The 26,545-nt window shown below is 42.5% G+C and carries 27 protein-coding genes and 1 pseudogene; 10 read left to right on the forward strand and 18 right to left on the reverse strand.

All coding sequences use genetic code 11. From position 1 onward, the window contains the following. Positions 1-224: 224 nt before the first annotated feature. The 10 genes and pseudogenes from BW976_RS28930 to BW976_RS23195 form a co-directional block, all read left to right on the forward strand. Positions 225-971: a phage integrase SAM-like domain-containing protein gene (locus tag BW976_RS28930; RefSeq protein ID WP_084192324.1), complete on the forward strand. Its 747-nt coding sequence runs from the start codon at positions 225-227 to the stop codon at positions 969-971. 65 nt (positions 972-1,036) lie between these two features. Further along, on the forward strand, positions 1,037-3,688 hold the full coding sequence (locus tag BW976_RS23155; RefSeq protein ID WP_076377008.1) for an outer membrane beta-barrel protein: 2,652 nt from the start codon (positions 1,037-1,039) through the stop codon (positions 3,686-3,688). Positions 3,689-4,074: 386 nt separating this feature from the next. Next, a complete protein-coding gene (locus BW976_RS23160) occupies positions 4,075-6,540 on the forward strand; it encodes a glutaminase family protein (RefSeq protein ID WP_076377010.1) in 2,466 nt (821 codons plus the stop codon). 102 nt (positions 6,541-6,642) lie between these two features. Then, entirely contained in the window at positions 6,643-7,749 is a 1,107-nt protein-coding gene (locus BW976_RS23165) for an acyltransferase family protein (protein ID WP_076377012.1), read from the forward strand. Between the two features lie 283 nt (positions 7,750-8,032). Further along, entirely contained in the window at positions 8,033-8,626 is a 594-nt protein-coding gene (locus BW976_RS23170) for an RNA polymerase sigma factor (RefSeq protein ID WP_076377014.1), read from the forward strand. Continuing rightward, positions 8,623-9,078, forward strand: coding sequence for a hypothetical protein (locus BW976_RS23175; protein ID WP_076377016.1), 456 nt, complete (start codon positions 8,623-8,625; stop codon positions 9,076-9,078). The genes BW976_RS23170 and BW976_RS23175 overlap by 4 nt, the downstream gene beginning before the upstream one ends. Positions 9,079-9,123: 45 nt before the next feature. Then, entirely contained in the window at positions 9,124-9,558 is a 435-nt protein-coding gene (locus tag BW976_RS23180) for a hypothetical protein (protein ID WP_076377018.1), read from the forward strand. A gap of 81 nt (positions 9,559-9,639) precedes the next feature. Beyond that, positions 9,640-9,984: a hypothetical protein gene (locus tag BW976_RS23185; protein ID WP_139332408.1), complete on the forward strand. Its 345-nt coding sequence runs from the start codon at positions 9,640-9,642 to the stop codon at positions 9,982-9,984. Positions 9,985-10,039: 55 nt separating this feature from the next. Then, positions 10,040-12,490, forward strand: a complete 2,451-nt coding sequence (locus BW976_RS23190) for an outer membrane beta-barrel protein (RefSeq protein ID WP_076377022.1) — start codon at positions 10,040-10,042, stop codon at positions 12,488-12,490. A gap of 112 nt (positions 12,491-12,602) precedes the next feature. Next, positions 12,603-12,707 (forward strand): annotated as a pseudogene (locus BW976_RS23195) (helix-turn-helix domain-containing protein); the annotation flags it as partial. 11 nt (positions 12,708-12,718) lie between these two features. Here the strand turns inward: BW976_RS23195 and BW976_RS23200 are convergent. From BW976_RS23200 to BW976_RS23290, 18 genes are all read right to left on the reverse strand, one after another. After that, positions 12,719-13,645: a Dyp-type peroxidase gene (locus BW976_RS23200; RefSeq protein ID WP_076377024.1), complete on the reverse strand. Its 927-nt coding sequence runs from the start codon at positions 13,643-13,645 to the stop codon at positions 12,719-12,721. Positions 13,646-13,713: 68 nt separating this feature from the next. Next, entirely contained in the window at positions 13,714-14,562 is an 849-nt protein-coding gene (locus tag BW976_RS23205) for an SDR family NAD(P)-dependent oxidoreductase (RefSeq protein WP_076377026.1), read from the reverse strand. An 11-nt stretch (positions 14,563-14,573) separates the two neighbouring features. Continuing rightward, positions 14,574-15,650 (reverse strand): NAD(P)H-dependent flavin oxidoreductase, encoded by a 1,077-nt coding sequence (locus BW976_RS23210; RefSeq protein WP_076377028.1) that lies wholly within the window; start codon positions 15,648-15,650, stop codon positions 14,574-14,576. 44 nt (positions 15,651-15,694) lie between these two features. Beyond that, positions 15,695-16,000, reverse strand: coding sequence for a putative quinol monooxygenase (locus tag BW976_RS23215; protein ID WP_076377030.1), 306 nt, complete (start codon positions 15,998-16,000; stop codon positions 15,695-15,697). Between the two features lie 23 nt (positions 16,001-16,023). Continuing rightward, complete coding sequence (locus BW976_RS23220) at positions 16,024-16,476, reverse strand: nuclear transport factor 2 family protein (protein WP_076377032.1); 453 nt, start codon at positions 16,474-16,476, stop codon at positions 16,024-16,026. 1 nt (position 16,477) lies between these two features. Further along, positions 16,478-17,212: an SDR family NAD(P)-dependent oxidoreductase gene (locus tag BW976_RS23225; protein WP_076377034.1), complete on the reverse strand. Its 735-nt coding sequence runs from the start codon at positions 17,210-17,212 to the stop codon at positions 16,478-16,480. A 5-nt stretch (positions 17,213-17,217) separates the two neighbouring features. Then, complete coding sequence (locus tag BW976_RS23230; protein WP_076377036.1) at positions 17,218-17,436, reverse strand: tautomerase family protein; 219 nt, start codon at positions 17,434-17,436, stop codon at positions 17,218-17,220. 11 nt (positions 17,437-17,447) lie between these two features. Beyond that, complete coding sequence (locus BW976_RS23235) at positions 17,448-17,999, reverse strand: YceI family protein (RefSeq protein ID WP_076377038.1); 552 nt, start codon at positions 17,997-17,999, stop codon at positions 17,448-17,450. A gap of 117 nt (positions 18,000-18,116) precedes the next feature. Then, a complete protein-coding gene (locus BW976_RS23240) occupies positions 18,117-18,689 on the reverse strand; it encodes a Crp/Fnr family transcriptional regulator (protein ID WP_076377040.1) in 573 nt (190 codons plus the stop codon). 1,036 nt (positions 18,690-19,725) lie between these two features. Continuing rightward, positions 19,726-20,178 (reverse strand): thioredoxin family protein, encoded by a 453-nt coding sequence (locus BW976_RS23245; protein ID WP_076377042.1) that lies wholly within the window; start codon positions 20,176-20,178, stop codon positions 19,726-19,728. Between the two features lie 18 nt (positions 20,179-20,196). After that, the gene (locus tag BW976_RS23250) at positions 20,197-20,844 is read right to left on the reverse strand and encodes a LysE family transporter (RefSeq protein WP_076377044.1); all 648 of its coding nucleotides are present in this window, start codon (positions 20,842-20,844) and stop codon (positions 20,197-20,199) included. A 2-nt stretch (positions 20,845-20,846) separates the two neighbouring features. Next, entirely contained in the window at positions 20,847-22,634 is a 1,788-nt protein-coding gene (locus BW976_RS28935) for an NRDE family protein (protein ID WP_084192325.1), read from the reverse strand. Then, complete coding sequence (locus BW976_RS23265) at positions 22,622-23,122, reverse strand: hypothetical protein (protein WP_076377046.1); 501 nt, start codon at positions 23,120-23,122, stop codon at positions 22,622-22,624. The genes BW976_RS28935 and BW976_RS23265 overlap by 13 nt, the downstream gene beginning before the upstream one ends. 22 nt (positions 23,123-23,144) lie before the next feature. Further along, the gene (locus BW976_RS23270) at positions 23,145-23,546 is read right to left on the reverse strand and encodes a DoxX family protein (RefSeq protein ID WP_076377048.1); all 402 of its coding nucleotides are present in this window, start codon (positions 23,544-23,546) and stop codon (positions 23,145-23,147) included. 11 nt (positions 23,547-23,557) lie between these two features. Then, entirely contained in the window at positions 23,558-24,244 is a 687-nt protein-coding gene (locus BW976_RS23275; protein WP_076377050.1) for a phosphopantothenoylcysteine decarboxylase domain-containing protein, read from the reverse strand. A gap of 6 nt (positions 24,245-24,250) precedes the next feature. Further along, complete coding sequence (locus BW976_RS23280) at positions 24,251-24,694, reverse strand: YHS domain-containing (seleno)protein (protein WP_076377052.1); 444 nt, start codon at positions 24,692-24,694, stop codon at positions 24,251-24,253. Between the two features lie 48 nt (positions 24,695-24,742). Beyond that, positions 24,743-25,213, reverse strand: a complete 471-nt coding sequence (locus BW976_RS23285) for a YHS domain-containing (seleno)protein (protein ID WP_076377054.1) — start codon at positions 25,211-25,213, stop codon at positions 24,743-24,745. Between the two features lie 207 nt (positions 25,214-25,420). Next, positions 25,421-26,542, reverse strand: a complete 1,122-nt coding sequence (locus tag BW976_RS23290; protein WP_076377056.1) for a DUF3472 domain-containing protein — start codon at positions 26,540-26,542, stop codon at positions 25,421-25,423. Between the last annotated feature and the right edge of the window lie 3 nt (positions 26,543-26,545).

The raw sequence follows: 26,545 nt of genomic DNA on the forward strand, positions 1-26,545 counted from the left end.
CGTCTGCGGGGCTTTTTTTTTTCATCAAGATAGCCTATTTTAGCGTTTAAACGCGCTTTTTAGTCAATCAGACTTTTTAGAGGCTATCATTTCAATATTCGAGTTTCACAGGTTTTTTTGTTTAACCAGTCGAAAAAGTGTTACAAAATGGAAAAAATGTTACACAATGTAACGCGATTTTGTGACCAAAACAGTAGCTGCTTTGTCGAGTAGATTATTGAATTATGGCAACGCTTAGCCCAAAAGTCTTTAAGCACCACAAAAGAAGTGACGAAACCTACAATGTAAAAATTTGTATTTCCCACAAAAGTGAACGAGCTTACCTTGATACGGAACATTACGTTTCCGAGAAGAAGCTATCCAAATCCTTAGAGATCAAAGATCTTTTTATCTCTAAATTATTAAATGAAACCCTCGACGATTACCGCGAGGAATTCAGCAAGCTTGGTAAAAAGCTTGCATTGTACACAGTAAATGACCTAAAGGATCATTTGCTTAAAAGTGATGAGGCCATCGACTTTTTAAAGTTCTGCCAATTGCACATTGATCAGCTAAAGGTCAACGGCCAGACGCGAAGCGCCAGTAGTTATAACACGGTAAAGAATAGTCTGGAGGATTTTTTTAAGCGAAAGGCAGTGCCGGTGGAAGAAATTACGGTGAGGACGCTCTATGCCTATGAGCGGTACTTGAGTCAGCCCAATTATCCTTTAAAACAAGCTTTCTATCAGAACCGGCATGTAAAAACTCATCAGATCAGGAGATTAATGGAGATTAAGGAAAAATTGTCCAGTGTAAATATCAATCTTTTTGTTGCGAGTAAGGCGGATGTTGAAGTGCCGGATTTAAGAAAAACCTTGTCGGCACTGGGCTTTAAAATCATCCGACAAAGTGTTCCTTCATGGGTCGTCAGTGTCAAAAACTGTTTCAGCTATGGTGTGACCGATGATACATTGCTACTTTACCAACGCTGAAGTAAAACGTTTTATTTATGTTTATTTAATCATCCAATAGCTTTTTTATTTATCTTACATTACTCATGACTAATCGCCTGATCCTTGCCCTTCTGCTGCTTTTCACTGGTTTCTGCCATGCGCAGACGAAGCATGCTATTAGGGCAAAAGTTATTGACTCCGCGGATCATGAGCCGATTGAATTAGCAACGGTTGCTATTATAAACGTTCGCGACTCCTCATTGATGAGTTATACTACTACTGACAAACAAGGCGCTTTTATGTTGCGAAACATCCGTGGTGAAGAGCCCTTACGCCTTTTAATTACACATGTCGGGTACCTGCCCATACGCATCACGCTCCAGTTTTCGAAAATGCCGGTCCTTGATCTGGGCAGCCTCAGTCTCAGTTCAAAAACACTGAGCGAGGTAACGGTCAAAGGGCAAATAGTCCCTGTTGTCATTAAGAAAGACACTGTCGAGTTCAATGCAGAAGCTTTTAAAGTTCGGCCTAATGCCGTCGTGCAGGACCTGTTGAAAAAGCTTCCGGGGGTACAGGTTGACCGTGACGGTACGATCACTTATGCGGGTCGGGAAGTGTCAAAGGTAAAAGTTGACGGTCGCGATTTTTTCGCCAATGATCCTAAGATCGCTACGCAAAATCTTGACGCAGATATGATCTCAAAAGTGCAGATATATGATGACCGGGAGGGTGATCCTGATCATTTGTTACCCGATTATAAAGTGGGAAAGATCATCAATTTAAAATTTAAAAAGAAGTTCAGTAAAGCTACCTTTGGAAAGTCCACGCTGGCGGCAGGCACCCAGGAACGTTACGATATCGAGGGATTATACAATCAATCGCTGGAAGACCTGCAGGTAACAGTTATAGGCAGCAGCAATAATCTTGGACATACCCAGTTTATTGGGACCTCGCTCACGGATTTTGGCACGGGGCAAGGTATTGACCGCGTAACGGGAACCGGCATCAATATCAACGATAATTTTGGAAAGAAGGTGAAACTGAATTTGGTCTATAACTTTGATAATACCACCAACAGTAACCTGCAAACCTCGAATACGGCGCAATTATTAAATGACACCACGGTTACCCATAACGCCACAAATCAAATACATTCCGGAAATACGAATCATTCCATCGGCGGTAATCTCCAGGTCGCGATCGACAGCGCGTCCTATTTAAAATATACGCCCCTCGTCCGCTTTAGCAGCGGAAGCAATACCGGGATCAGCAAAGAAACTACATTTAACAATTTTGTCCCCCTCCTGAGTATCAATAATAGCCGGGAAACAGGTAACAGTAGGAATCAGGAGTATCAGCATAGTATGATTTATTACCATGCTTTTAAGAAAAAAGGGGAGTCTTTAACGATTAGTAACGAGTTGCATTTCAATCCCACCCATTCCACGGATATCAATAACAACCAGCTCACGGCCTATGCGGCCGGCGTTATTTCAGACACGCTAAACAGGTTAAACAGTAACAGCGTCCGGAATACCGGTACCTCACTTGTCGCGGGGTTTCACTATCCCTTAAGCAAAACATGGGCGGGAGAATTGGCCTTACGTGCCGGTTATTCCAAAAATGGCACTGATTTGCTTACCTATAACATCGACTCTAAAACGGGTCAGTATAACTTGTTTCTTGCTTCACAAAGCAGTTCCGTCAGCCGTGGACAATGGACACAAAGCGGCCGCCCGCAATTCATTTACCACAAAAACAAGCTTTCCTTAACCTTTGGGTTTAATGCGCAGCTACAGCAGATCGACAATCAGTTTAATGGCGGCGCTACCCATTTATACCAGCATTTCGCTTATATATTACCGTCATTTGCAGTTTCGTTAAACAAAATAAATTTTGACTATAGTGAAGATATACAGCAGCCTTCAATTGCGCAGTTGAGGCCTATTGTATTGGTCTATAATCAGTTAAACAGTGTGGAAGGCAATCCGGATTTAAAGCCCACGCGTTCGCATAATTTCGGTATCAATTACAGTGGCTTTGATGTGGCGAGTAATTCCTTTATCAATCTTGCAGCCCGCGTTAGTGTTGAAAGTAACAGCATTATACTGAAAAATTTTATAAACGCGCAGGGGGCGCAGTTGACAACTTACAGTAACAAGAATGGACGTTTTTCAATATCGTTAAACGGCTCTTTCAGTAAAACATTTAAACAAATTGGCGATTGGCAAATTCGCGAAAATACGGGCATTAATGCGATTGGCACCCGCAATTTCTTTGAATCCAATAATCAGCAAGGCTACCAAAATACCTATACATTTCCGATTACACAGCAATTTTTTATCAGTTATAAAGATGTGATCGAATTTGCACCGGCATATTATTTGAACTTTACCTTCACACATTACGAACAGGTCAAACTCCCAGGACCGCATTATTTTCAGCAGGTGATCAGCCTGCCGCTCGACATCAACTGGCCAAAACATATTAACTGGACCTTAAACTATACACACATGTATAACTCAATTCAATCAGCTGGCTTCCAACGACAGTCAAACCTGGTGAATTTTTCTATTGCGCACTCGATCCAAAAAAAGGAAAAAGGTGAGTTGCGCCTGACTTGTTACGACCTTCTCAACCAAAGTGTGAGTTTAAATCATTATGTTGCGAATAACACGGTATCTAATACCCAGAATCAAATTATACGAAGGTACTTTTTATTCACGTACACTTATCGCTTTGATAAGACTGAATAGCAGCGGGGAAACCTGCCAAACTGCTGTTGCATTTTTCTCCCAGTTATAAAAAGCGATACCAGAACGTTTGGTCCGCGGGGCAAGCAGCATATAAAATCGAAATCAATCAATATTATTACGTAGCGGGTAATTCGTTTAACGACCTTAGTTGACCGATAAAAAGGTTCGAATTCTGCCCAGCCTCAGGAGCATAAGCCCCGCACGTCTGCGGGGCTTTTTTTATGCCTTAAATTTTATAAGTTGGCGGTGCGGAGATAATACCGACCAAAGATAAAAATATGCGAAAATGAGACGATATGCATGGACTTTGATACAATATGAAGATATCCTGGCAACGCCTTTACTTACTTTTACGATCGTAATAAAATATCAATTATATACTATCCATGAACCAATCTAACCGATTTAAGTCATTGGTCTTGCTGGCCTATGTATGCCTGACTGGCACTGTACATGCCCAGGAAAGAAAAGCACCTGCTTACCCGCTGATCACCCACAACACCTACTTCAGCATCTGGTCAAATACCGATCAACTGAACAACTCTACCACAACGCATTGGACAGGTGCAGAGCATTCACTACTGGGACTGATCAATGTGGACGGGAAGATTTATCGTTTCCTTGGAAAAGAGCAGACCAGCTACAAAACCATATTGAGCGCTTCTGACGAAGCGGCTTATAACGTTAGTTACACGGAAAACAAACCAGAGGGTGACTGGACCTCGCTAAAATACAGTACTGCCGGCTGGAAGTCTGGACAGGCGCCCATTGGCGACGATGGGAAGAACGTAAAAACGTTGTGGAAATCGGACGACATTTGGGTAAGGCGGATGTTTAATCTTAGTACTATCGCCGGTATTAATGAGCTTTTCCTAAAACTTAATCACGACGACAACGTTGAGGTTTTTCTGAACGGTACCAGGGTTTACGAGAAGAAAGGCTGGACAAGCAGTTTCCAATATTTCCCGATCAATAAAAATACACTTAAAGCAGGTCAGAACTTGATCGCTATTCACCTGGCTAATACGGCAGGTGGTCGCTTTTTGGATTTTGGCCTTGTTGACAAATTAAAAGACAATGCCGCTCAAATATTACTGGCTGAACAAAAAAATGTCGAAGTGAATGCAACACAAACTGTTTACAATTTCGCCGCTGGAAAAGTGAACCTTCAACTTACTTTCACTTCACCGTTGCTGTTGAATGACCTGAATTTGTTATCTCGTCCGGTTTCCTACATCGCTTATAAAGTGAATGCAAATGATGGAAAAAATCACACCGTAAAAGTTTTTCTCGGCGCATCATCTGACATCGCAGTATATCAGCCTTCGCAGGCGGTTAGCGCACAAAAATATGCGACTGCAAAACTCTCTGTCTTAAAAACCGGCACCGTTGAGCAGCCTGTTCTTCAAAAAGGCGGCGACGATATGCGTATCGACTGGGGTTATTTTTATGTAGCTGCGCCAAAGACTGCCGGAGCGATTCAATTTATTACCAAAGGCAGTGAGGCTGCTAACGCATTCAAGAAGGGAGTTGTTTTATCAACTGCATCTAAGGGTCGTTCGCTTTCACTAAACACGATCATTCCTTTTGGAACTGTTGGTAAAAACGCTGTTGAGCACTTTGTTGAGTTAGGTTACGACGAGCGGTTTTCCGTACAATATTTTAACACTGATTTGAGGCCCTGGTGGAATAATTCAGGCAAAGCTAGCATTGAAGACGAACTGACAGGCGCCTTTAATGAATACCAGTCTGTTATGCAAAAATGCCACGCCTTCGATAAGGAGGTTTATGCGGATGCCTTACATTCGGGAGGGGCAGCATATGCACACTTGTGCGTATTGGCCTATCGTCAAAGCATTGCGGCCCATACGCTGGTTAAAAGCCCCGCTGGTGAAACCTTATGGCTATCTAAGGAAAACAATAGTGGCGGTTTCATCAATACCGTAGATGTAACTTACCCCTCAGCGCCGCTTTATCTGCTTTATAACCCAGAATTGATGCAGGGTATGTTGAACGGTATTTTCTACTTCAGTGAAACGGGCAAATATCCGCACCCATGGGCTGCGCATGATCTGGGCACTTACCCGAAGGCCAACGGACAGACCTACGGTGAGCCGATGCCAGTGGAGGAATCTGGTAATATGATCATCCTTTGCGCGGCTATTGCTAAAGCGGAGGGCAATGCCAACTATGCAAAAAAACACTGGCAAACGCTAACCATCTGGGTTGACTACCTTGCCAAAGAAGGTTTAGATCCGAAATTCCAATTATGCACGGATGATTTTGCCGGACATTTGGCCCGCAACGCCAACTTATCGGTAAAAGCCATCGTCGCGATAGCTTGTTACGCACAAATGGCCGGGACATTAGGTGAAACAGAAACCGCTAAAAAATATCGGGCCATTGCCGAAGGCATGGTGCCTGAGTGGATAAAAATGGCTGACGCCGGCGATCATTATGCACTCACTTTTGATAACAAAGATACCTGGAGCCAGAAATATAACCTGGTTTGGGACAAGGTCTTGAGCTTACATTTATTCCCTCAGAAAGTTTATGATACCGAAACCCGGTACTATCTGACTAAAATAAATAAGTTCGGGATTCCGCTGGACAGCCGTAAATCATACACCAAGAATGACTGGATCGTTTGGACGGCAACTTTTGCTCCTCAAAAGGATCAGTTCGAGGAGCTGATCAGGCCGCTTTATGTACATGCCCTGGAGACTCCATCACGCGTGCCGCTGAATGACTTTTACGATTCAAAAACGGGCATCAGGGAAAACTTCAAAGCAAGAAGTGTAGTTGGTGGTTTTTATATGAAAATGCTGGCTGATAAATTGAAAGCAGAATAAATTCGGAACACATAATATGAGCCGTATTTTTCCTGTTTTGGGAGTGGCGGGGCTATACGTGGCTCATATCATATCAGAGCCCAATTCTCTTATTTCTATATAATGAACAATAATAAATTGATCACCAAGCCGCATTACCCTATACTGGATGGTTTACGCGGTGTTGCAGCCATCATAGTTGTTACCTTTCACCTGACTGAACCGTTGGGGAGCGGTCATCTGGATATTATAGTTAATCACGGATACCTGGCTGTCGATTTCTTTTTCCTGCTATCAGGTTTTGTTATCGGCTATGCTTATGACGACCGCTGGCATAAAATGACAATCGGCCGTTTCTTTAAACGCCGTATCGAGCGCCTTCAGCCGCTGGTGGTCCTGGGCATGACATTGGGTGCTATAGGCTTTTACTTCACAGATTCAACGCTTTGGCCGCTTATCCATACCGTACCCTTTTGGAAAATGCTGTTGGTTTTGCTGATCGGTTACACTATTCTGCCTGTACCGCTATCCCTGGATATACGTGGCTGGCAGGAAATGCATCCACTTAACAGCGTAGGATGGTCTTTATTCTTTGAATACATCGCCAACATTCTTTATGCGGTTTGGATAAGAAAATTTTCAAAAACTACATTGGCTGTATTAGTATGCGTTGCGGCTGTAGCGCTTGCGTGCCTGGCGATCACCAATGGGGATGTCAGTGGCGGCTGGACATTTAACGTGGAGCAGGTGCGCGTGGGCATTACCCGCACAATATACCCGTTCTTTGCAGGCCTGTTGCTGTCGCGTATTGCTAAACCCGTCCACATCAGGAATGCATTTTTATGGTGCAGCGTTTTATTAGCGATGGTATTGTATATGCCGCGCATCGGCGGTGCCGATCATCTTTGGATGAACGGAATATACGAGTCTGTTTGCATCATTATCGTTTTTCCGCTTATCGTTTACCTTGGTGCCAGCGGTGAGGTCCATACCCAAGCGGGGAGCAGGATATGCAGGTTTCTAGGTGATATATCTTATCCTCTTTACCTGGTGCATTATCCGCTGGTTTATTTTTATGTGGCATGGATCAGCAATCATAAAGGCGTAACCATAGTACAGGCCTGGCCTTATGCATTAGCTATTTTAATCGGTGCAATTATCCTGGCGTATATCACTTTGAAATGGTACGATGAGCCGGTTCGTAAATGGCTGCGAAAAAAATTGGGCTAAAAGAAAAGTCTCCCGGATTCGGTAATGAGACTGAAAATAATTAATTGTAGAATTTTTACAACTAGCCAAGCCTAATCAGGACTATTATCGAACCGCTTGATGCACGATTTACAAACATTCGCTAACGTTTAAATATTGGTTCAAATCCAGTTAGGGGGATGAAAACACTTTTACAAATACTTATCTAATAACAACTTAAATAAGCATTTGGCGTATAATTACCGGAGCTTTGTGTTCTGAAAATAATTTGCAACATAAAATACGTTAGCCGGTCTAATCAACAGTGAGCAACCTAAAGGATGAACAATGGAGCGACCAACGCCTGGTAACAGCGGTGTTAAACGGCCACCGCCATGCTTTTGGTTTGATCATTAAAAAGACAGAGGGACTGGTTGCGCAAATGACCTTTAAGATGATCAACAGTCCCGGCGACCGTAAAGACATCGCCCAGGATGTTTACCTGAAGGCCTTCAAAAATCTTCGTGGCTTTAAGTTTCAATCCAAATTATCTACCTGGATCGGTCAGATCGCTTATAATACCTGCCTCCATTATCTGGAGAAAAAGAAGCTGGTGCTAATCGACAATTTTGGGGAAGATGGCGAAATTCCAGAAAATAACTTTAACAAAGATGTGAGGAATGACACGGAAGAAAAGCTGTTTAGCAAGGAACTGGCCAATATGCTTCACACGGAGATCGAGCAGCTTAAACCACTTTACAAAACACTTATTTCCCTATACCACCAGGAGGACCTAAGCTACGCAGAGATCGCCGAGATTACCTCTCTACCGGAAGGCACAGTCAAAAATTATATTTTCAGAGCAAGAAAAATGCTTAAAGAAAACATCTTATTAAAACATAAAAGGAACGAGTTATGATAACAGCACATCTTACCGATGCGGAGATACAGCTTTATGTAGCTGAACCGGAAATGACCAGTGATCAACTGAAAATACATATCCAAGACTGCGCAAACTGCCAGACTAGGGCTGTCAATTACCAGTTGCTTTTTAATGGTATTCAGGATCAGGCCAAACCGAGGTTTGATTTTGACCTTACAAGCCTTGTACTGGAACAATTACCGGAGCCGAAACGCGCATTCCCATGGGCTGCGGTGTTGGTATCAGTGTTTTCTATTATATTAATTGCCTTGTTAGCGGTATTCTTCTGGTCGTATATGGAGGCGGTTATCACGGGCGCTTCAACAGTCCTAATTGCAATTACAGTTACCGCAGCAGTCGTTATCTTGATTTTTCAGGCCCTTGAAATGGTTAAAAACCATCAAAAGCAGATACATACACTTTTAAACGCAAAAACATTGCAACTATAACTCGGGTAACCGGTCTCATCGGATATAAAAGCAAATCATAAAAACATGAAAAAGATATATATAACCCTTCTGTTGTTCCCAGGCGCTTTCGGGGCGTATGCGCAGAGCAGCACCAATTTAATGAGTGATAAGGGCACCTTCGAGGAATTTGTTCGCGATATCATGCTCCTGCTGATAGTCTTTTTGGTTACAAGTTTCATTCTTACGATGATCAGGCTCTTCCTGGATAACGGTCTAAAGAGGAAAATTGTAGAAATGGGTACACCGGAGACGATAGTATCACAGTTAATGGCAACTGGTAAAAATGAGATCAGGAACAGCCTCAAATGGTTTTGCGCACTTTGCGGGATCGCTGCCGGGCTCGGCATCATCGGCTGTTATCAGCTGACGGATATCTATGCCCTCATGGTTATCGCATTTTGTTTAGCACTAGGCTTCCTCGGTCATTTCCTCCTGGCCAGTCGACTGAATAAAGAATAACACTCCTTCTATTCGAAAAATGAAAACCCTGAAGGGTATGGGCATACTATGCCTGCTTTAGAAATATTAACACATCAAAAAATGAAGAAATTAATCCCGGCAATTATTGCCGCCCTGCTATTACTATGCGTTTGTTTTGCCTTTTTCCTTCAAAATAAACGCAAGGGCGAAACGGTTCTTTCCATTAAAGACGCGGAATCCAGTTATATTTTTAAAGCTTCCTTTTACTCCGGAGCAACGCCGGAAGTAACCAGATATATGGACAGTTGCACTGGCATACTCAGAAAGGAAAATGCCAGTTTCCATATTAAAATCTCAGATGGGGATTTAACTATTACGGCAGATAAGCAAGATAATTCTGTTATCGTTATATCTCACATCAGAAAGATGTGCAAGGGCATCAGTGATATGCTTATCCAGAATTAACCCACCCCTTTTATTACTTAAATCGGTCCAGTCTCCATTTAATTAAAACACTTTTATGAAATTATTTATCATGGCATTTTTTGCCATATGGCTTTGCTTTGCCCCAGATTTTCTAATGGCTCAAACGATAGTCGGCAAAATATCCGGAAAAGTTGTAGATGAAAATGGCCGGCCTATTGACGGCGCCACGGTATCCCTTATCCGGTTAAAAGATTCTGTGACTGTAAAATATGAACTGGCCGCTGCAGACGGAAGTTTTAACTTTGGAATAAGCGATGTGGGTGTATACCGTATCCTGATCTTTTCCATTGATAAACTGCCTTATAAAAGCGAGAGAATAGCAGTGGATGCGCAGCACCTGCTGATCGGTTTAATCCCGATCACCATGCAAACAGTCGCCAAAACTTTAAAAGAAGTAGTGGTTACATCCAGGAAGCCTTTTCTGGAGCAGAAAATAGACCGCACGGTAGTCAATGTAGATGCACTGATCAGCAATGCGGGTACCACTGCGCTGGATGTGCTGGAAAAATCGCCGGGAGTTGCCATTGACCAAGCCGGACAGATCAGTTTTCATGGCAAATCCGGCGTAGCGATCTATATAGATGATAAACCGACTTACCTTTCAGGCAGCGACCTGGAAAACTATCTTCGCTCCATGCCTTCATCAACCTTATCGCAGATCGAATTGATGACCAATCCGCCCGCTAAGTACGATGCTGCCGGAACCGCCGGGATCATCAACATCAAAACAAAAAAGACGAAAGTGAAAGGATTTAATCTGGGGGTGAGCCTTGGTTTGCGTCAAAGCCGGTACACGGCTACGAATAACAGCATGGATTTTAACTATCGTAAGGACAAGGTAAATGTGTTCGGAACCTTCGCCTACACATTCAGCAATGGCTATAACGATATAGACATCAACCGCAGTTACTTTTATAATGCGGGACAGCCATCAGGCGCGTTTACCCAGAATTCGTATATCCGCTCTAAGAGCGGCGGGTACAATGCAAAGCTGGGTATTGACCTGTATACATCTGAAAATACTACCATCGGCGTACTTTTAAACGGTATTGTTCGTTCTCCCGATCAATTCAATAGTAGCAAAGGTCAGTTATTTAATGCTGCTGGCCAGCCCGATTCTTCCATCATATCAAAAAACAAGGAACAGGGCAAGTTTAAAAATGGCAGCGCTAATCTAAATTACAAGCATACCTTTAAAAAAGACGGACCGGAAATAACGGCCAACCTGGATTACCTGGCTTTTGCGACGGACAATAACCAATCATTTTTAAACCAAAGCTATGCAACAACGGGTTCGGTTTCTATAGACCAGCTTAATGGCAACCTTCCCGCCGCCATTCATATCTATTCGGCCAAGGCAGACTACAGCCAGCCATTAGCCGGTGGCTGGAAGCTGGAAGCCGGCGTTAAAAGCAGCTATACCAACACCGATAACCAGGCCAATTATTTCGATATTGTAAACGGAAATACAATTACAGATGATGATAAGACCAATCATTTCTTATATAAAGAAGCCATCAACGCTGGCTACATCAATTTAAATAGGGATTTTAAAAGGCTAAGCATACAGGCAGGTCTCCGTCTGGAAAACACAGATTCCCGCGGTCACCAATTGGGTAATGCCCAAAAGCCGGATTCTGCTTTTAACCGGAATTACACGGGTTTGTTCCCAACCATTTATCTCCTTTATAAATTGGATACATTGGGCGATCATCAGTTAAAGATGACCTATGGCCGCCGTATTGAACGCCCTTACTACCAGGACTTAAACCCATTTATATCTCCGCTGGATAAATATACCTTCTATATCGGTAACCCTTACCTGCGGCCTTCGTACTCGGGGAACTTTGAGTTGGGTTACATTTATAAAGACAGGATCTCGTTAACGATGACCTACACTGATATCCGTGACCGGTCAACAGAAACCATCGAGATCCGTAACGGCTATTACTATGACCGTCCGGGGAATATTGGCAGCACAAAATTGTATGATTTGAATGCAGATGCAAGTTTCGATCCGGCACAGTGGTTTAACCTGGAATTGAGCGGGGACGTATGGCAGCTTCGCCAGGCGAGTGATTTTTACACAGGTACATTAAACAGCCACAACACCAGCTTCTCCGGGCAGGCGGTACTGCAGTTTAAGCTCAATAAAGGATGGACTTTACAAACAGACGGTAAATATCAAAGTAAACAGACCGACGCACAGTTTACGTTGGCTGCTAAGGGCCGCCTGAATATAGCTGCCTCCAAAGTACTGTCGCCGCGCACTACGCTAAAACTGAGTATCAATGACCTTTTAAATACGAACATTAACCAGGGAGTTATAAACAATCTGTATCAAACAAATGCCAGCTTTCGCACGCTGAAAGACTCACGTGCCGCACTGCTTACCTTAAGCATGCGCTTCGGAAAAGCTGTGAAGGATCAGCGCAAACATAATCAGACAGGCGCAGGTGAAGAGAGCGACCGGGTGAAAAATTAATGGGACATTTCATTTAAATCAAATATGCCTTTTAAATGAGTTGGAGCACTTTAAGAGAGTCCAGGACTCAAACCCCTGAAAGGAGTGGTTCGAAAAATGTTCCACTAAACCGCTCACTTCAATAGCTTTTAAATGTAGCTATTATGACCAGGCACATTTTATTAAAGAGTTTAAATCTTATACCGGTTTAACGCCTAATCAGGTGAAAAAGCTTTAAAGTTGTATCAATTAATCAGATGAAAAATCATCTATCATATTAAATGTGGGTACAAAATACAAGCTGCCTGTTTTGGCTGTGCTGAAATCTAATATCCTGTCATAATTTCCTTCGGGTGAACCGATAAACATATTATTCAACATCTGTTGTACGGTGCTGAATGTACTTGCATAGGCTATAAAATAGGTGCCCATTTCGTTGGTTGACATATTGCCGAAGGGCATATTATCCCGAACAATTTTAAGGTCGTCGCCAACATTGGCTAAGGCAATATGAGAGTTGGATGGTTTTACATCATCGCTCATTTCTATATCATTCGCTTTGTATCTGCCGATTACTTTCTCTTGCTGTTCAGTAGGAAGTTCTTTCCACGCGGTTAAATTATGGATGTATTTTTGTACAAAAAGGTAACTGCCGCCCCGGTAAGCAGGGTCATCATTTCCTATCATACTAAAGAGTTCTCTATCCTGTCCGTGTGGATTCTCCGTACCATCAACAAAGCCTAAAATAGAGCGGCTATCCCAGTATCGGAAACCATGAATTTCTTCCGTACTGATGGCCACCGGGCTTAAAATATTTGATATCTCGGCTGCCATATCGTAACAGATACTGGTGTTATCGGCCCTGATATGAAAATGTAGGTCGCCTTTGGAAGAAACTGCGGTGTGTTTATTGCCAACGATTGGAGCAAAATTCGCCAGTTCTTTAGGCAGAGGAACAGGAAGTCCAAGACCAAGCCAGGCATCATGTCCAATTCCCATTACACAGCTTGCCCGGGAAACAGGGAAACGGATATTAGCAGAATTATTAAGATTGATGATCAGTTTACAAAGTTGACCGAATGCCTCTTTAACCTCCGGGTTATCCTTAAAGCTCCAGACCATAAATATGGTATTGTTATTGGTATAGTCTGTTACATTTTGTGAGTCCGGCTTCATAAATTATAATATATCTGTTACGTGTTACGAAAATAAACAAAATCGTCAACAGCATTACGATAGGACAGTTAATTCTGATCCTGAAAATCGGCGCCTATAGTAGTTGCCTTCCAGGCTTCCAGTTCATCAGTCATAGCGGCCAGTTTTTCTGATGCACGCTTATAGGCATCCTGTCCAAGATATAAATGTATTGGCGGTTCTTGATTTTCGGAAAGCTGTATCAATATTTCAGCGGCTTTATCAGGATCGCCTGGTTGTTTGCCATTGGCTGCCAGGTAACGTTCCTGCGTATCTTTAACGGCCTGGTAGCCTTCGATCTTACTTTCGGTAAAAGCCAATGAATTTTGGGTGAGAAAACCTGTGCGGAAACCTGATGGTTCAACCGCGGTTACCTTGATACCAAACTCTTTAATATCAAGCGCTAATACTTCTGAAAAGGCCGTTACCGCGGCTTTGGTTGCCGAATATATTGACCAACCTGGTGCACCTACAAAACCGGCAACGGAACTCATATTGATGATGAAACCATTCTTCTGTTTACGCATAACGGGCAGTACGCTCCTGGTAACGTTAATGGTAGCCAGAACATTCACATCAAAAATATTCCTGATATCCTGTTCCATTATCTCTTCCACTGTGCCGGCCATCCCATAACCGGCATTATTAACCAGCACATCAATTCGCCCAAAGGCAGTGATCGTTTGCCTGATGGATTCATCAATACAATCCAGGTTATTCAGGTCGACTGCCAGTGGGAGAAATCGGTCCGTGTCTATTACGCCAACAGCATCTTTAAGGCTTTGCGCATTGCGTGAAGTTGCGGCTACGCGATAACCATCGTTCAGCAACCTTTTTACCAAAGTAAGTCCCAATCCCTGGGAGGCTCCTGTTATGTACCAAACTTTTGATGAGTTCATAGCTTGTTTGTTTAAGACGTCATGATCTTTGATGTATCCTCTATTAAGGATTGCATCAAAACAGCTGCCTTAGTATGTTTGAGTATAGGTGCAATTTGCCCGCCCCAGAACAATACCATATCCCATTTTTGCTGATCAAGTGCGGCTTTTCTTAGTGAAGACATAAACGTAGTTTGCAAAGGGAAGGGCAAAAATTGTTTCTCTTGGCCTATTAAATCTTTGGCTACCCTGCTGGTTATACCCCTGCCCAACCGCCCTGTAAAGGCACGCGACAGTGTGGTGTATTTAGCGGCATCAGAAAACAACATTTGCCGGTGAGCGGGTAATGCGCCCGATTCATCACAAGCCAAAAACGCAGTGCCGATCTGCGCGGCATCTGCACCCAAAGTGAGCGCCGCGGCAACACCGCGACCAGTTGCAATACCTCCGGCGGCAATGATAGGCGTTTTTACCTTTTCCCTGATCAACTGAACCAGCACAAAAGTTCCGGTAGTTGATTGTTCGGCAGAAGCCAAAAATGAGGGGCGGTGACCACCGGATTCAAAACCCGACGCGATGATCATATCTACACCGGCAGCTTCCAGGGCAATAGCTTCGTCAAGCGTTGTGGCGGCACCCACAGTTTTAATACCCAGTTTACCGCATTGCTCCAGGATATCTGCAGAGGGTATGCCAAACATAAAGCTGAATACTTTTGGACGAGTGCTCAAAATAACCTCAACCTGGTTTTCAAAGCGGGGTTTAAAGACCGCTGGTTTTTGGGGCAAAGCAATCCCGGCTTCATCAAAATAGGGCTTAAATAAAGTTTTAGTCTGCTCAAAATGCTCGGCAGAAACAGTACCATCCACTGCATCGGTATCAGAAACCCACAGGTTAATATTGTAGGGCTTATTGGTGGCTGCTTTTAGCTGTTTATCCTTCTCATAGATCTCCTGCGGACTTAAAGTGTAGGCTCCAAATCCCCCTAAACCACCTGCGTTAGATACTGTAGCCACCAATTCAACTGTAGACAGTCCTCCGCCAAATGGCCCTTGCATGATCGGGTAATCAATTCCTAATATTTCTGTTGCTTTTGTGTTATACCACATGATTATATAATTTTTATTGCTTTATGCCACCAATTATTTGTGAACTAATAGCTATTTAACGCTGTCAAATAAACTACCTCTATCTCATCGTCTTTTATCTTCCCTTTCACGTAATCAAAGAACGTAGCAGCATAGTTATAAGTTTTATGTAATTCAAAAGCTTCCTGGTTTTGATACACCTCGTAATTAACAATAATCCGTGGCAAATCTTCCCGGGTATTCACCTGAAATAATTCGCAACCCGCTTCCTTGCGGGTTTCAATAGCCATTGTGACCATTGCGTTTTTTACTTCCTCCTCAAAACCCGGCAATATATCTATATTGGCGATCAACGTTATCTTACTATTCATGACCAAAATATTTTTAATATGTTTTATTGAGCGATATCACTGATCATTTTATTAACGATGAGCCATTTGCCATCGATCTGATGGAAAGACAGTAACTCATGGTAATTGAAATCATACATTTTTACCTTTACCTCGGCAACGGCAATGGAATTTATTACCCTGATATCAATAATCTCCCCTTTAAATGGTTTGCCCGAATCTTTAGGGCTTTGGCGGTTTGCCACACCATCTAAATATTGCTCCAGTGTTTTGGCATAGGGCTGTCCTTTTACATCACCAAATAATAATGTACCGCTGTAATAAATTTTGCTTAATGAGTTTACATCCCCTTCATATATTCCTTTGAAGTAGTGTTGTTCGAGCACCTCAGTGATGGCAGCTCTGCTTTGCTGATTACTTTCCATTTTCTTTAAGTTTTGTGCTTTAATGTTCTGCAAGGTACAGAACATTAAAGCGGTTAATAAAAGGGTTTTCATATCAATTTAAATTATGCCCGGCTGCCATACCACCATCTACATTGATGATGGCGCCGGTAATAAATTTACTCTTGGCAACGGTATAAACCATTTCGGCAATGTCTTCCACTTCGCCTACTCGGTTTAGCAGATGTAAGCCAGCACTTTGGTCGGCTTTATCGCCATGCATAGGGGTGCGGATAGTGCCGGGCGCGATAGTATTCACCCGGATGTTATCTTTACCAAACTCGCTTGCCAGCTGTATAGTAAGCGCTTGTATAGCCCCCTTTGATGCCATTGGTGCAGTGATAGGAACTCCTGTAAGGGAGTGGTTCACTAAGGGTGTACCAATATTGATCACTACACCTTCGTGCTGTTTTAACATTTGTGGTATAACCGCCTGTGTGGTGAAATAGGTCCCTTTCAGGTTGGTATTCAAAAAGCGGTCGAGGTAAGCTTCATCCACTTCCAAAAAAGGTTTGGTTTCAAATATGCCTGCATTGTTTACCAACACATCTGCCGAACCAAATTTTTCGATGGCTTTGGCCACCAGCTGTTCGCCGGTTTGTTTATGGCTTACGTTACCTGCTACCATGGCCAGGTTATCTCCGGCACCCAATTCGTTAAAAACTTGCTCCAATTTGTGGGCGGTTGAGGAATTGATCACTACATTATCGCCCTTTTCTAAAAAGTAACGGGCTATTTCTTTACCTATTCCGGATGATGCGCCGGTTACAATGACGGTTTGTTTTTTCATGATTTTTATTTTTTATCGGCCGTAATACCTTTTTCTCTTAGCACGGATACTTGTTCACCGGCATAACCCCAATCGTCCAGGTCAACTTCCTGTATCACTACATGGGTTAAGTGCGGGTCTTTATTGAGCGTACTGGTCAATAAATCGGTTACACCTTTTATTAAGGTTTGTTTTTGTTCACGGGTGACTCCTTCACGGGTGATTTCGATTTTTACGAATGGCATGGCTGTAATTTTTAAGCTAAAGCGGTTTCTGCAACAGCGTTAGCGGTGATGGTTACCTGTAATTCAAACTCATTGTAGATCAGGGTATCACCCAGGTCTTTGAAGAAATTGCCAGAACGAAACTTCATGCCGTATTTGGTACGGTCGATCACGATTTTGCCCGATGCGGTAATTGCATCGCCAGCATTTTCGATTTGCGCGTCGAACGCTACCGGATGGGTAAGGTCTTTAATAGTCAGGTCTCCGTTAATATGATAAGACCCATTTCCCTTCGGCACTGATGTGGTGATCACGAATATAGCTTCGGGATATTGTTTTGAATTGAAGAAATCCTCAGAAGCCAGGTGACCTGCAAATTGATCGTTGGTAGCCGGATCGGTTATGTCCAGAATGTTGATCGATGTAGTATCGATGGTAAACCGGCCGCCGGTAAGCTGGCCATTGTTAAGGGTTAAAGAACCTTCTTTAACAGAGATAGTTCCGTTATGTGCGCCGGTTACTTTGCGACCAGTCCAGTCGATGTTACTTTTAGCGCTGGCGATTTTAAAATTTTGTGTTTCCATGTTTGTATGTCTTTAATGACAATACAAATGTGGGAAGGAACCGAGAGGAACTTACGTGACCTACATCACATTTAAAAAGGCTGTTAAATTAAGTGATGTACATCACATTTTGAATGATCAGTGCTGATAAAGCCTGCTCAGTGTTTCTCTCGAAACCCCTAAATAAGCGGCAATGAGATGTTTAGGGACAATGTTGTAGAGTGCAGGATATTGAGCCAGCAGCTCTTCATAGCGGTGTTTAGCATCATTGTTCATGAATGATAATAACCTTTTTTGGGAAGCAACATAACCCTTATTGGTGCGCCAGCGAAAAAAATGTTCTACCTGGTGAATCTCGTTGCAAAGTTTTTCCCGGTCATCGTTTGACAGGCAGAGCACCTCAGCGTCTGTAATGCAATCCAAATTGATGGTTGCTTTAGCATTACTGTAAAGCGCGTTATAATCTGATGACCACCAGGTTGGCATAGCAAATTGGAGGATGAACATTTTAAGGTCATCATTGATATAGAATGACTTGAGGCAGCCATCCAGTACAAAGTATTCATGATCTACCTTGTCGCCCGCGGCAATAATAACCTGGCCTTTTTTGAAAGATTGCAGTTTGAAATGCGAAAAAAGATAATCGAACTGCTCATCTGTTAACGATATAGTTTTAGCGATATGCTCTTTGAGTAATTCTTTTGCTTGCACAAATCAAAAATACTTAATGCATTTAATATTTTACATAGTTAAGATAGGTTCGATATAAAGGGCTGGCCAAACTATTTCGACGAACATTAATGAACAAAAACTGGGTTAACATGAAAAGCTGCTATTTAGCATTAAAATTATATTAACTTATTGATTTTTAATTAGTTAAATTTATTTCAACCATAAAAAGTGTAAACCATGTAAACCCACTTTTGTGATGAAATGGCCCGGCTATTTAGGGGTATAGCCACCAAGGGGTATTGTTTAAAAAGGGCGTCATGCTGATTTCTATGATAAAAGCAAAAGGTTTTTAATTAAGAAAGCACTTTTTAATTCCCTCCCACGGGAGGGGTGCGTTGGGCAGGTGTAATGGCAGGGAGGGGTTTCTATGCACGATGATTATCCTGTTCCATAAAAGCCCCTTTCTCCCCTTCCCTCAATGTCATTAAGTTAAGGGGAAACGCAAAAGCAATTCCGCAAAAGCCCCCTCTAAACGGCGACGCCCTCATGTAATAATCTCCCCCGGAAGGGGAGACTTAGCTTCAATTTTTTAAAGTGCTCCCTACCGGGGAGGATTTAGGTGGGGCTCCATGTGCTTAACTTAATGACATTGCCCCTTCCCTAGGGAAGCTACTGTGTGTACACATCTTTTTGATAAAACCCCGAAGGGGTTTCATGTCGGTAGAAATAGGATCAAAAGAGGTTTACGTGCCGTAGGTACGTCACTATTGATCTTTGCAGGTCAAATAATGACACATCAATAGACCTGAATTAGGTTAGTTTAGTACCTACGGCACTAAAAAGAGGTAGAATTTTATTGTTTCTACCGACATTTTGCTCCTCTGGAGCGGCTTTTTCTAATTATTAGTGCATCAAAAAGATGTGTACACACAGTAGCCCTAGGGAAGGGGAGAAAGGGGCTTTGGCTTCCTGAACGGCTGTCATGCTGAGCCCCGTCTAAGTATGGTGGGCGGGCCTCTGCGCTCTACCCTTCGACGGAGCTCAGGGTGGCAGACCCCTTTTTTTAACATTTCTGTTACTTTATTTTCAGGCTTTGGGCGGTTGCCAATAGCTCTTCCGCTGTCATAAAGCCTTCGGCTTTTTTGGCAATGCCGCCATCGGCATTTAAAAAGAACAGCGTTGGCGTTGCTCTGATCTTATACCTGTCGTTTAGCTTGTGCCCTTCGGGGCTATCGATATCAATGGCTACATCTACAAATTGCTGGTTGTATACATCACCCAATTTTTTCTGAACCAATACTTCCTGTTCCATTTTTTTGCAGGTAGGGCACCAGGAAGCATGGGCAAATACAAACAAAGGTTTATTTTCTGCTTTGGCAATTTCCTCGGCTTGTGCCAAAGAAGTGATTTTGAAATTTACCCCATCATGTGAACTTAACATGGGCTTGTATCTCCTGGTGCAGGAAGTAATACCGAAAGACAGGCCAGCAATGGCCGCGATCATAAATAATTTTTGAAATATTTTCATTTGATTTTAATTAATAGGTTATGCAACTTTTAACTGGATTTTCCGAAAGATGATCTTATACGCCAGCACTACTCCGGTTAATAATAAAGTACAACCCAATACCCAGTTGATGAGATTGTGTTGGGCTTTCAACACATTCATGAGATAGTTTCCTGCGCAGCCGTAAATTAGAAACGCCAAGCAGGTACCCGTACCAATAGCCGTTATATATATGTTGTAATTAGCCGCATCGGAGTATAATACCTTTCTGCCTTTTAGTACCGCCGTCCATCCCAGCCAAAACGGAATATGGAGCGGATTAAGCAAACTGAGCACCAGTCCCGAGTAAAATGGCTGCATGCCTATAAATGGCAGGGTATCCTCAAAATTGCGCATGTGAAATGCCGCTTCCAGACTTTTATAGGCCAGGTACAAAATGGCAAAGCAAAATACCACACTTAAGTATCTGAATAGTTTTTGTAGATGACCCAACTTATCGAGTAAAAACAGCGCTACCCTAACCAGGCTTACTTCAACCAAAATGGCGGCAAACCCAAATTCAAAGGCACCCATGAAATTATTATTGAGCGCATAATTGGCTACACTAGTATTTAAGGTACCAATAGGCAATGCCCCAATAAAACTAATACTGAAAGCGGCAAAAAATAATTTAAAATATCTGGACATGGTTAGGCAATCAGTTTTAAATAGTTGGTATTATCTTTTAACATTTTCATGCCTTCTGTGTAGGTCATGTATTTAAGATTTTTATTTTTCAGGTTGATGGCGCTGATATCATGTAGAAGCTTCCAATGTTTCATGATCTCTTTCCAGGCAAAAAATATGGAATGTTTAGGGTCATAAATATGGGTAGGTTCGCTGCCAGCTCCGTTCAACTCGATGATAGTAAAGTTTTTTCCCTGGCATAGTTCTTCCCAGGTATTGTACATCACATCCATCCTGCCGAAATAAAACTCAGGTATCTGCCGGCAAACAGCATCAATATTTTGGGTTAATTCCTCCGAGATCAAATGTGTTAGATCAATAAATTTAGCGCCCCTGGCGTGGTTGCCATAAGGAACCAATACCCGCTTTTCGTCTAAAGGTAATATCTCTTGAAGTTCAGTAGCATGGGTGATCATTAGCTCGGGTAACTGCAACAAATAGCGGGGTTCTTTGGCCATCAATTCGGCAATGGTGGATATGCCATTACCCGTAACTGTTAAAAATTCCTTACCCACAATACCCGATATATGACCTTTATCCTCACCCGGAATCCTGTAATAAAATATCCCTACCTCATGTTGATATGGAACAAAAGCCTGCACTAAAAAATCAACTTTCATGGATTGTACGTATTGAGTTAGTTCCTGGTCGTTGTATATTTTCTTAACCAGTATGCCCCGGCCGCCTATATCGGGTTTCAGTATTAGTGGATAGCTTAAATTTTCTTGTTTGATGACTTGTTTTATTTGTTCTATCGGTGTTCTTGCTTTAAAGAAAAAAGTTTCCGGTTTGTATGGTTCGGGCATCTGGTAATGGATGAGCCATTTGCTTTCCATAGCAAAGCCACCGTTTTCGATTTGAGGATTCGCGGTATTAAAAAAGAAAAACGAACGTGATTTGAAACTCAGCCAAAACCAGTAAAACATAATGGGTGCATACACCGAATTGAATGACCAGTACTCCCAGTTAAAAAGCCTGATCAGGAAGCGTTTTACAGCAAAAAAGCGCGGCAATATACCTGATGGATATATCTGAGCGGGGCTTTCAATAGCAAGGTCATTTACATATTGTTTATTTTCTTTCAGATCTTCATAGGTCATGGTGATGTTGCCATGCATTACGCTAATATTGGTTACGCTCATTGTTTTCATTTTTCCGTCGCGGTTAATAACCAGGCCGTCCCGCAGATCTCCTTCACCGGCGTGTTTGTGAAAGTGGAGGATGTCATTGGTAGTTTTGGGGTAATCGGATCGTTGCCAGTTACTAAACCAGTTCTCCCGTTTACCGGCCGCCATTTGATCATATAATGTAGCTGACGACCAGATATGGGCTGTATTTATGCTGATGGATGTAGTATGTTTTTCTTCCCCATCCCAGCGGCATTCATACAATTCGCCCGAGGTATACAATATCAATGTGAATGGTTCAACACCATTCAAATCCGTGGTGTTATAGTAATGGGCGGGTAGCTCTGCTTCGATAATTTCCTTCAATACAATTCCGCGGCTTTTCCGGTAATTTTCTTGTCTTGCATGTTTTACAAATGCGCCGTTAAGCAGTACCACCAGGTCGCCATTATTTTTGGCTGCTATCCAGCTACCATGCTTATCCGGATCTTTAGGATAAAGCAATTTCGCGTTCCCGGTGTTATAAATTTCAGGAGCAAGGGCGATGCCCCGGGTTATATGCTCATCCCGATTGGAGGTCAGAAAGAAACCATCTTTGCCGGGAATATAGGTTACTGTGCACATGCCTTCCTGTATTTAAGTGTGGAGGCCGCAACTCCAAATTCTTCAGGGATATCAATCTCCGATACAGCATTAATACCGATGCGGATAAGTGCCATGTGGTGAACGGTATGCTCCATATTGTAAACCAGTTCGCGTAAATAGTTAGTTACTACTTCTGCCTGGTGATCAGCATCGGCTCCGTACTCTACATGTAAAGCAAAGCTCTTGTCGGGCTTATCTAAATGATCAGCTATTTGATGTAGTGCTGCAATGGCTGCGTTTTTATCAGATTCGATAGCATGGTTCCGGATACGTTTATCATAATCAACCACCCCGCTTTCATAACCTTTATACAGTTCGATAAAAAACTCCAGGATGTGGCGAGTATGCTGCCCTATGCTTGAATGGGATAATAATTTTACGGGTTGTGTATACTGTTCGTTTGTAAGATTATCTATAACAAACTCCAGTTGCTCCAATAAATTTATTATTGGCTTTTTAAGTTTCATGATGTTTAAATTTATTATTTGCCTATGCGTGAATAAATGGGATATAGGACACCAATTGTTTTCTGAATATCAACAGGAGGATGGAACAGCAAATAAAAACTGCTAATGCCAGTACAAATAATTGTCCTCCGTCGTTTTGTACAACGATGCCTAATTTGGTGAGGTGTGACAGCAGTGCACCGGCCATAATGCCTACTGCTAATAACGCACCCAGGCTGGTGGTTTTGGGAATTAACAACAGGATGGAGGCTATCAGTTCTAAAGAGCCGATCCCGATTCGTCCCCAGGGCTCTAAACCAAGGGTTGAAAAAATATATACTGATTCCGGGGCTGCTGTAAACTTAAAATATAAGGTTTGGAGCATAATTATCGCGGCGGCAAGGCGCAATACCCAGGCTAAAATATTGATGGGTGTACTTGTCATAATTTTATTTTTTAATGATGTTGGGCGATTGGGGTATGATTTGTAGCTAACCTCAATGCAGCCTTGGTTATATCACGACCAGCCTCTTGTTTGGATTGAAGCGGGAATGATTGAAATACCACATCTTTATTGATGATGGTGATCTTATTGGTATCAAAACCGAAGGTAGCTCCGCTATCCTGGGTTGAGTTTAGTACAATAAGGTCGAAGTTCTTTTTATATAGTTTATGTACTGCATTTTGCTCCTCGTTATTTGTCTCTAAAGCAAAACCTACTGCAATTTGATCGTTCCGTTTCACCTGCCCGAATTCACAGGCGATGTCTACATTCTTAACCATTTTCAGCTCAAATTCACTTGCCGATTTCTTCATCTTATAGGTGAAAATTTCGGCGGGTTTATAATCAGCAACCGCCGCTGCAAAAACAACGATCTGTGCCGATTGGAAATAGGGCTGGCTGGCCGCAAACATTTCATCCGCCGATTGAACATGAATAATGCTGAGGTTAGGATGAGCTAATGCTAAACCTACCGGGCCAGATACCAGGACAACAGTGCAACCCTGCTCTAAGAAAGCGGAGGCGATAGCATAACCCATTTTGCCCGATGAGTGATTACTGATATAGCGCACCGGGTCAATGGCTTCCCGGGTAGGCCCCACGGTAATTAATACCAAAGGACCCTTTGTGGTGGTGTTCATGACGGGTTAGTTATTGTCCTTTATTGCAGGCCATTTTTCATCGGCCGTTTTGATCAGGTTTTGCTGATCTTTTGACCACATCTCTTTCACCTTGCTGTTGTAGTTGAAATAAAGCTTATCGTTTACTACTGTCCAGGTATCAGTTTGAGTAGGAGCCTTGTGCCCTTGTGATAAACCATAAGCGCAATAACCACCATATTGAGGAGCATATTTATCCGGATCGGATTTAAATGCTTCCAGATTTTTGCGGGATGCGAAAAGCCAGGTGGCTTCTTTCCATTGGTAGCTCAGGCTATCAGAGCCCTTCATTGGTTTTGACTCTGTAAAAAAGGCAACTGGATCGTAACCTTTAATGGCTTTACCGCCAGGTGCAAATATTTCTGATTTTTGTGCTTTTGCCTGTGCTATTCCTAAAAAAGCGATGAAGGCGATAAGAATGGTGCGTTTCATATGAATTATTTAATTAGTGTGCGAAATAAGTTTTATAGGGGAAATGGTTTACTGAATGATCTTGGCCCAGTTAGCATCGGCTTTTCTTTTAAGATTGCTTTCGTCTTTATCCCAGGATTTTTTGGTGTTATTAAAAAACTTATTGTAGAAAAGGTAAAGCTTACCATCAAGCAGTTTAAAAGTGCCGGGATCAATATCTACCTTCTCGCCGGTTGCTCCCATGGCATAAGCACACCAGCCGCCGTATTGTGGCTGATATTTAGCAGGGCTGGCTTTAAACAGATCCCTGTTTTGTATTGATGAAAAACGGTAGGTGATACCTTCTATAACGAGAGTAATATCTTTTTTTCCTTCCTGAGCTTTGTGGGCGGTGAAGTAGGAAACCGGGTCATAACCCCTGATAGCTAATCCGGAATCATCCAGGTTAAATTGTTTTTTGTGAAATTCGGTAGCGTTTTGTGCTGAAGCTACGCGAATAATAAATAGAGCTGCAACAAGCAGGGCGAACATTTTTTTCATGATCTTATTATCTTGATTAGTTGTTTTGCTGCTTTGTCGGAGATTACCGGCGATCCTTACAATAATTTTTAATTAATTAGCAAAGGGCCGGATAGATGAAGCTTGCGGAAGGGGAGACTTTCCTAGGATGTATTAAAGAAAAAGCCCCTGAATTCTAAAATTCAGGGGCTTTTTCTTTTTAGCCAGAACATATTACACTATTTATATCTATGGCTTTTTTTCTTCCAAAACTGTTTTTTTAATTGGAGAAAGCTGACCAAAAATATCTGTTATCTGCAGGGCTATATAATAATCCTGGGCTTTCAGATTCATACCTTTAACTAAAAAACCTGTGCTGGTGAGGTCCGGGTCAGTTCCTTTGATAGATGCAATGGGATTGCCAGCATATGAGCTATTTTCATATATTTTTATCTCATAGCTTAACTGTGGTGTTGCGGTTGGTAACATGCTCCAGTTTACAAAGATCTTTTTCTGTGAATGATCATAATAGGATGCCAGGTCATAAATACTAGCCGGCAGAATCTCTGGTTTATCTTTTTGATGAGTGGGATAAAAAGTTTTCGGCTGTCCCGGAGTTGTACCGCATGAAGTTATTTTTACACCATCATTACCATATTTTTCCGCCTTCCATGAACCGTCACCTGCTTCAGCTACCAGGGAGTCCGGATGTGCCCATTTGTTCTGATCGGTTAACATCCAGTAAGATTTGTAAACCGCTGTTCTGGATCTTTTCTGCTCATCGGCAAAGTTTTCCAGGAAACTGCCAATATCGCCATGAAGCATAGCTTCCTTTTCGGGCACCACAAAGGTTACATAATGCCGGTAAGTTTTCTCGCTTTGGTCATATATCCAGTAACCAACCATTGTTGTAGAATCATTTACTGTCCATCGTTTTACAATATTGGTGTACCAATGATCGGGCTTCCAACCAAAATCGGCATGTGAGTGCAATCCGGTCCCCTCACCACCAAAGCCACCAACAAAAGTTAGCGGGTCCTTATACTGTGCTGATAACTGAACCTTGTTAGGAAAATCCCAGATGGAAAATATGTTATTGGGCATACGTGTTTCATTTAATCCCGCCTTTTGTATCCCGCAATAACCACCGCTTTTGCCAATACCAAACTGCACACTGCAGGCATAAGTATATGGAGCCAAGCCATCTGCCGGAAACATCACATCAGCCATCATCAGTTCGGCTTTAATCTTATTCATTTTTACCGTTTTTACATATGGCCCCCATTTTGGACAGCTCTGCTGAGCAAGGCTATATGTAGCCGTGGCTAGTGTTAGTATCGGAATAAAAAGGTACTTTATATTTAATTTCATGTG

This window comes from Mucilaginibacter lappiensis (assembly GCF_900155965.1).
Lineage (GTDB): Bacteria > Bacteroidota > Bacteroidia > Sphingobacteriales > Sphingobacteriaceae > Mucilaginibacter > Mucilaginibacter lappiensis.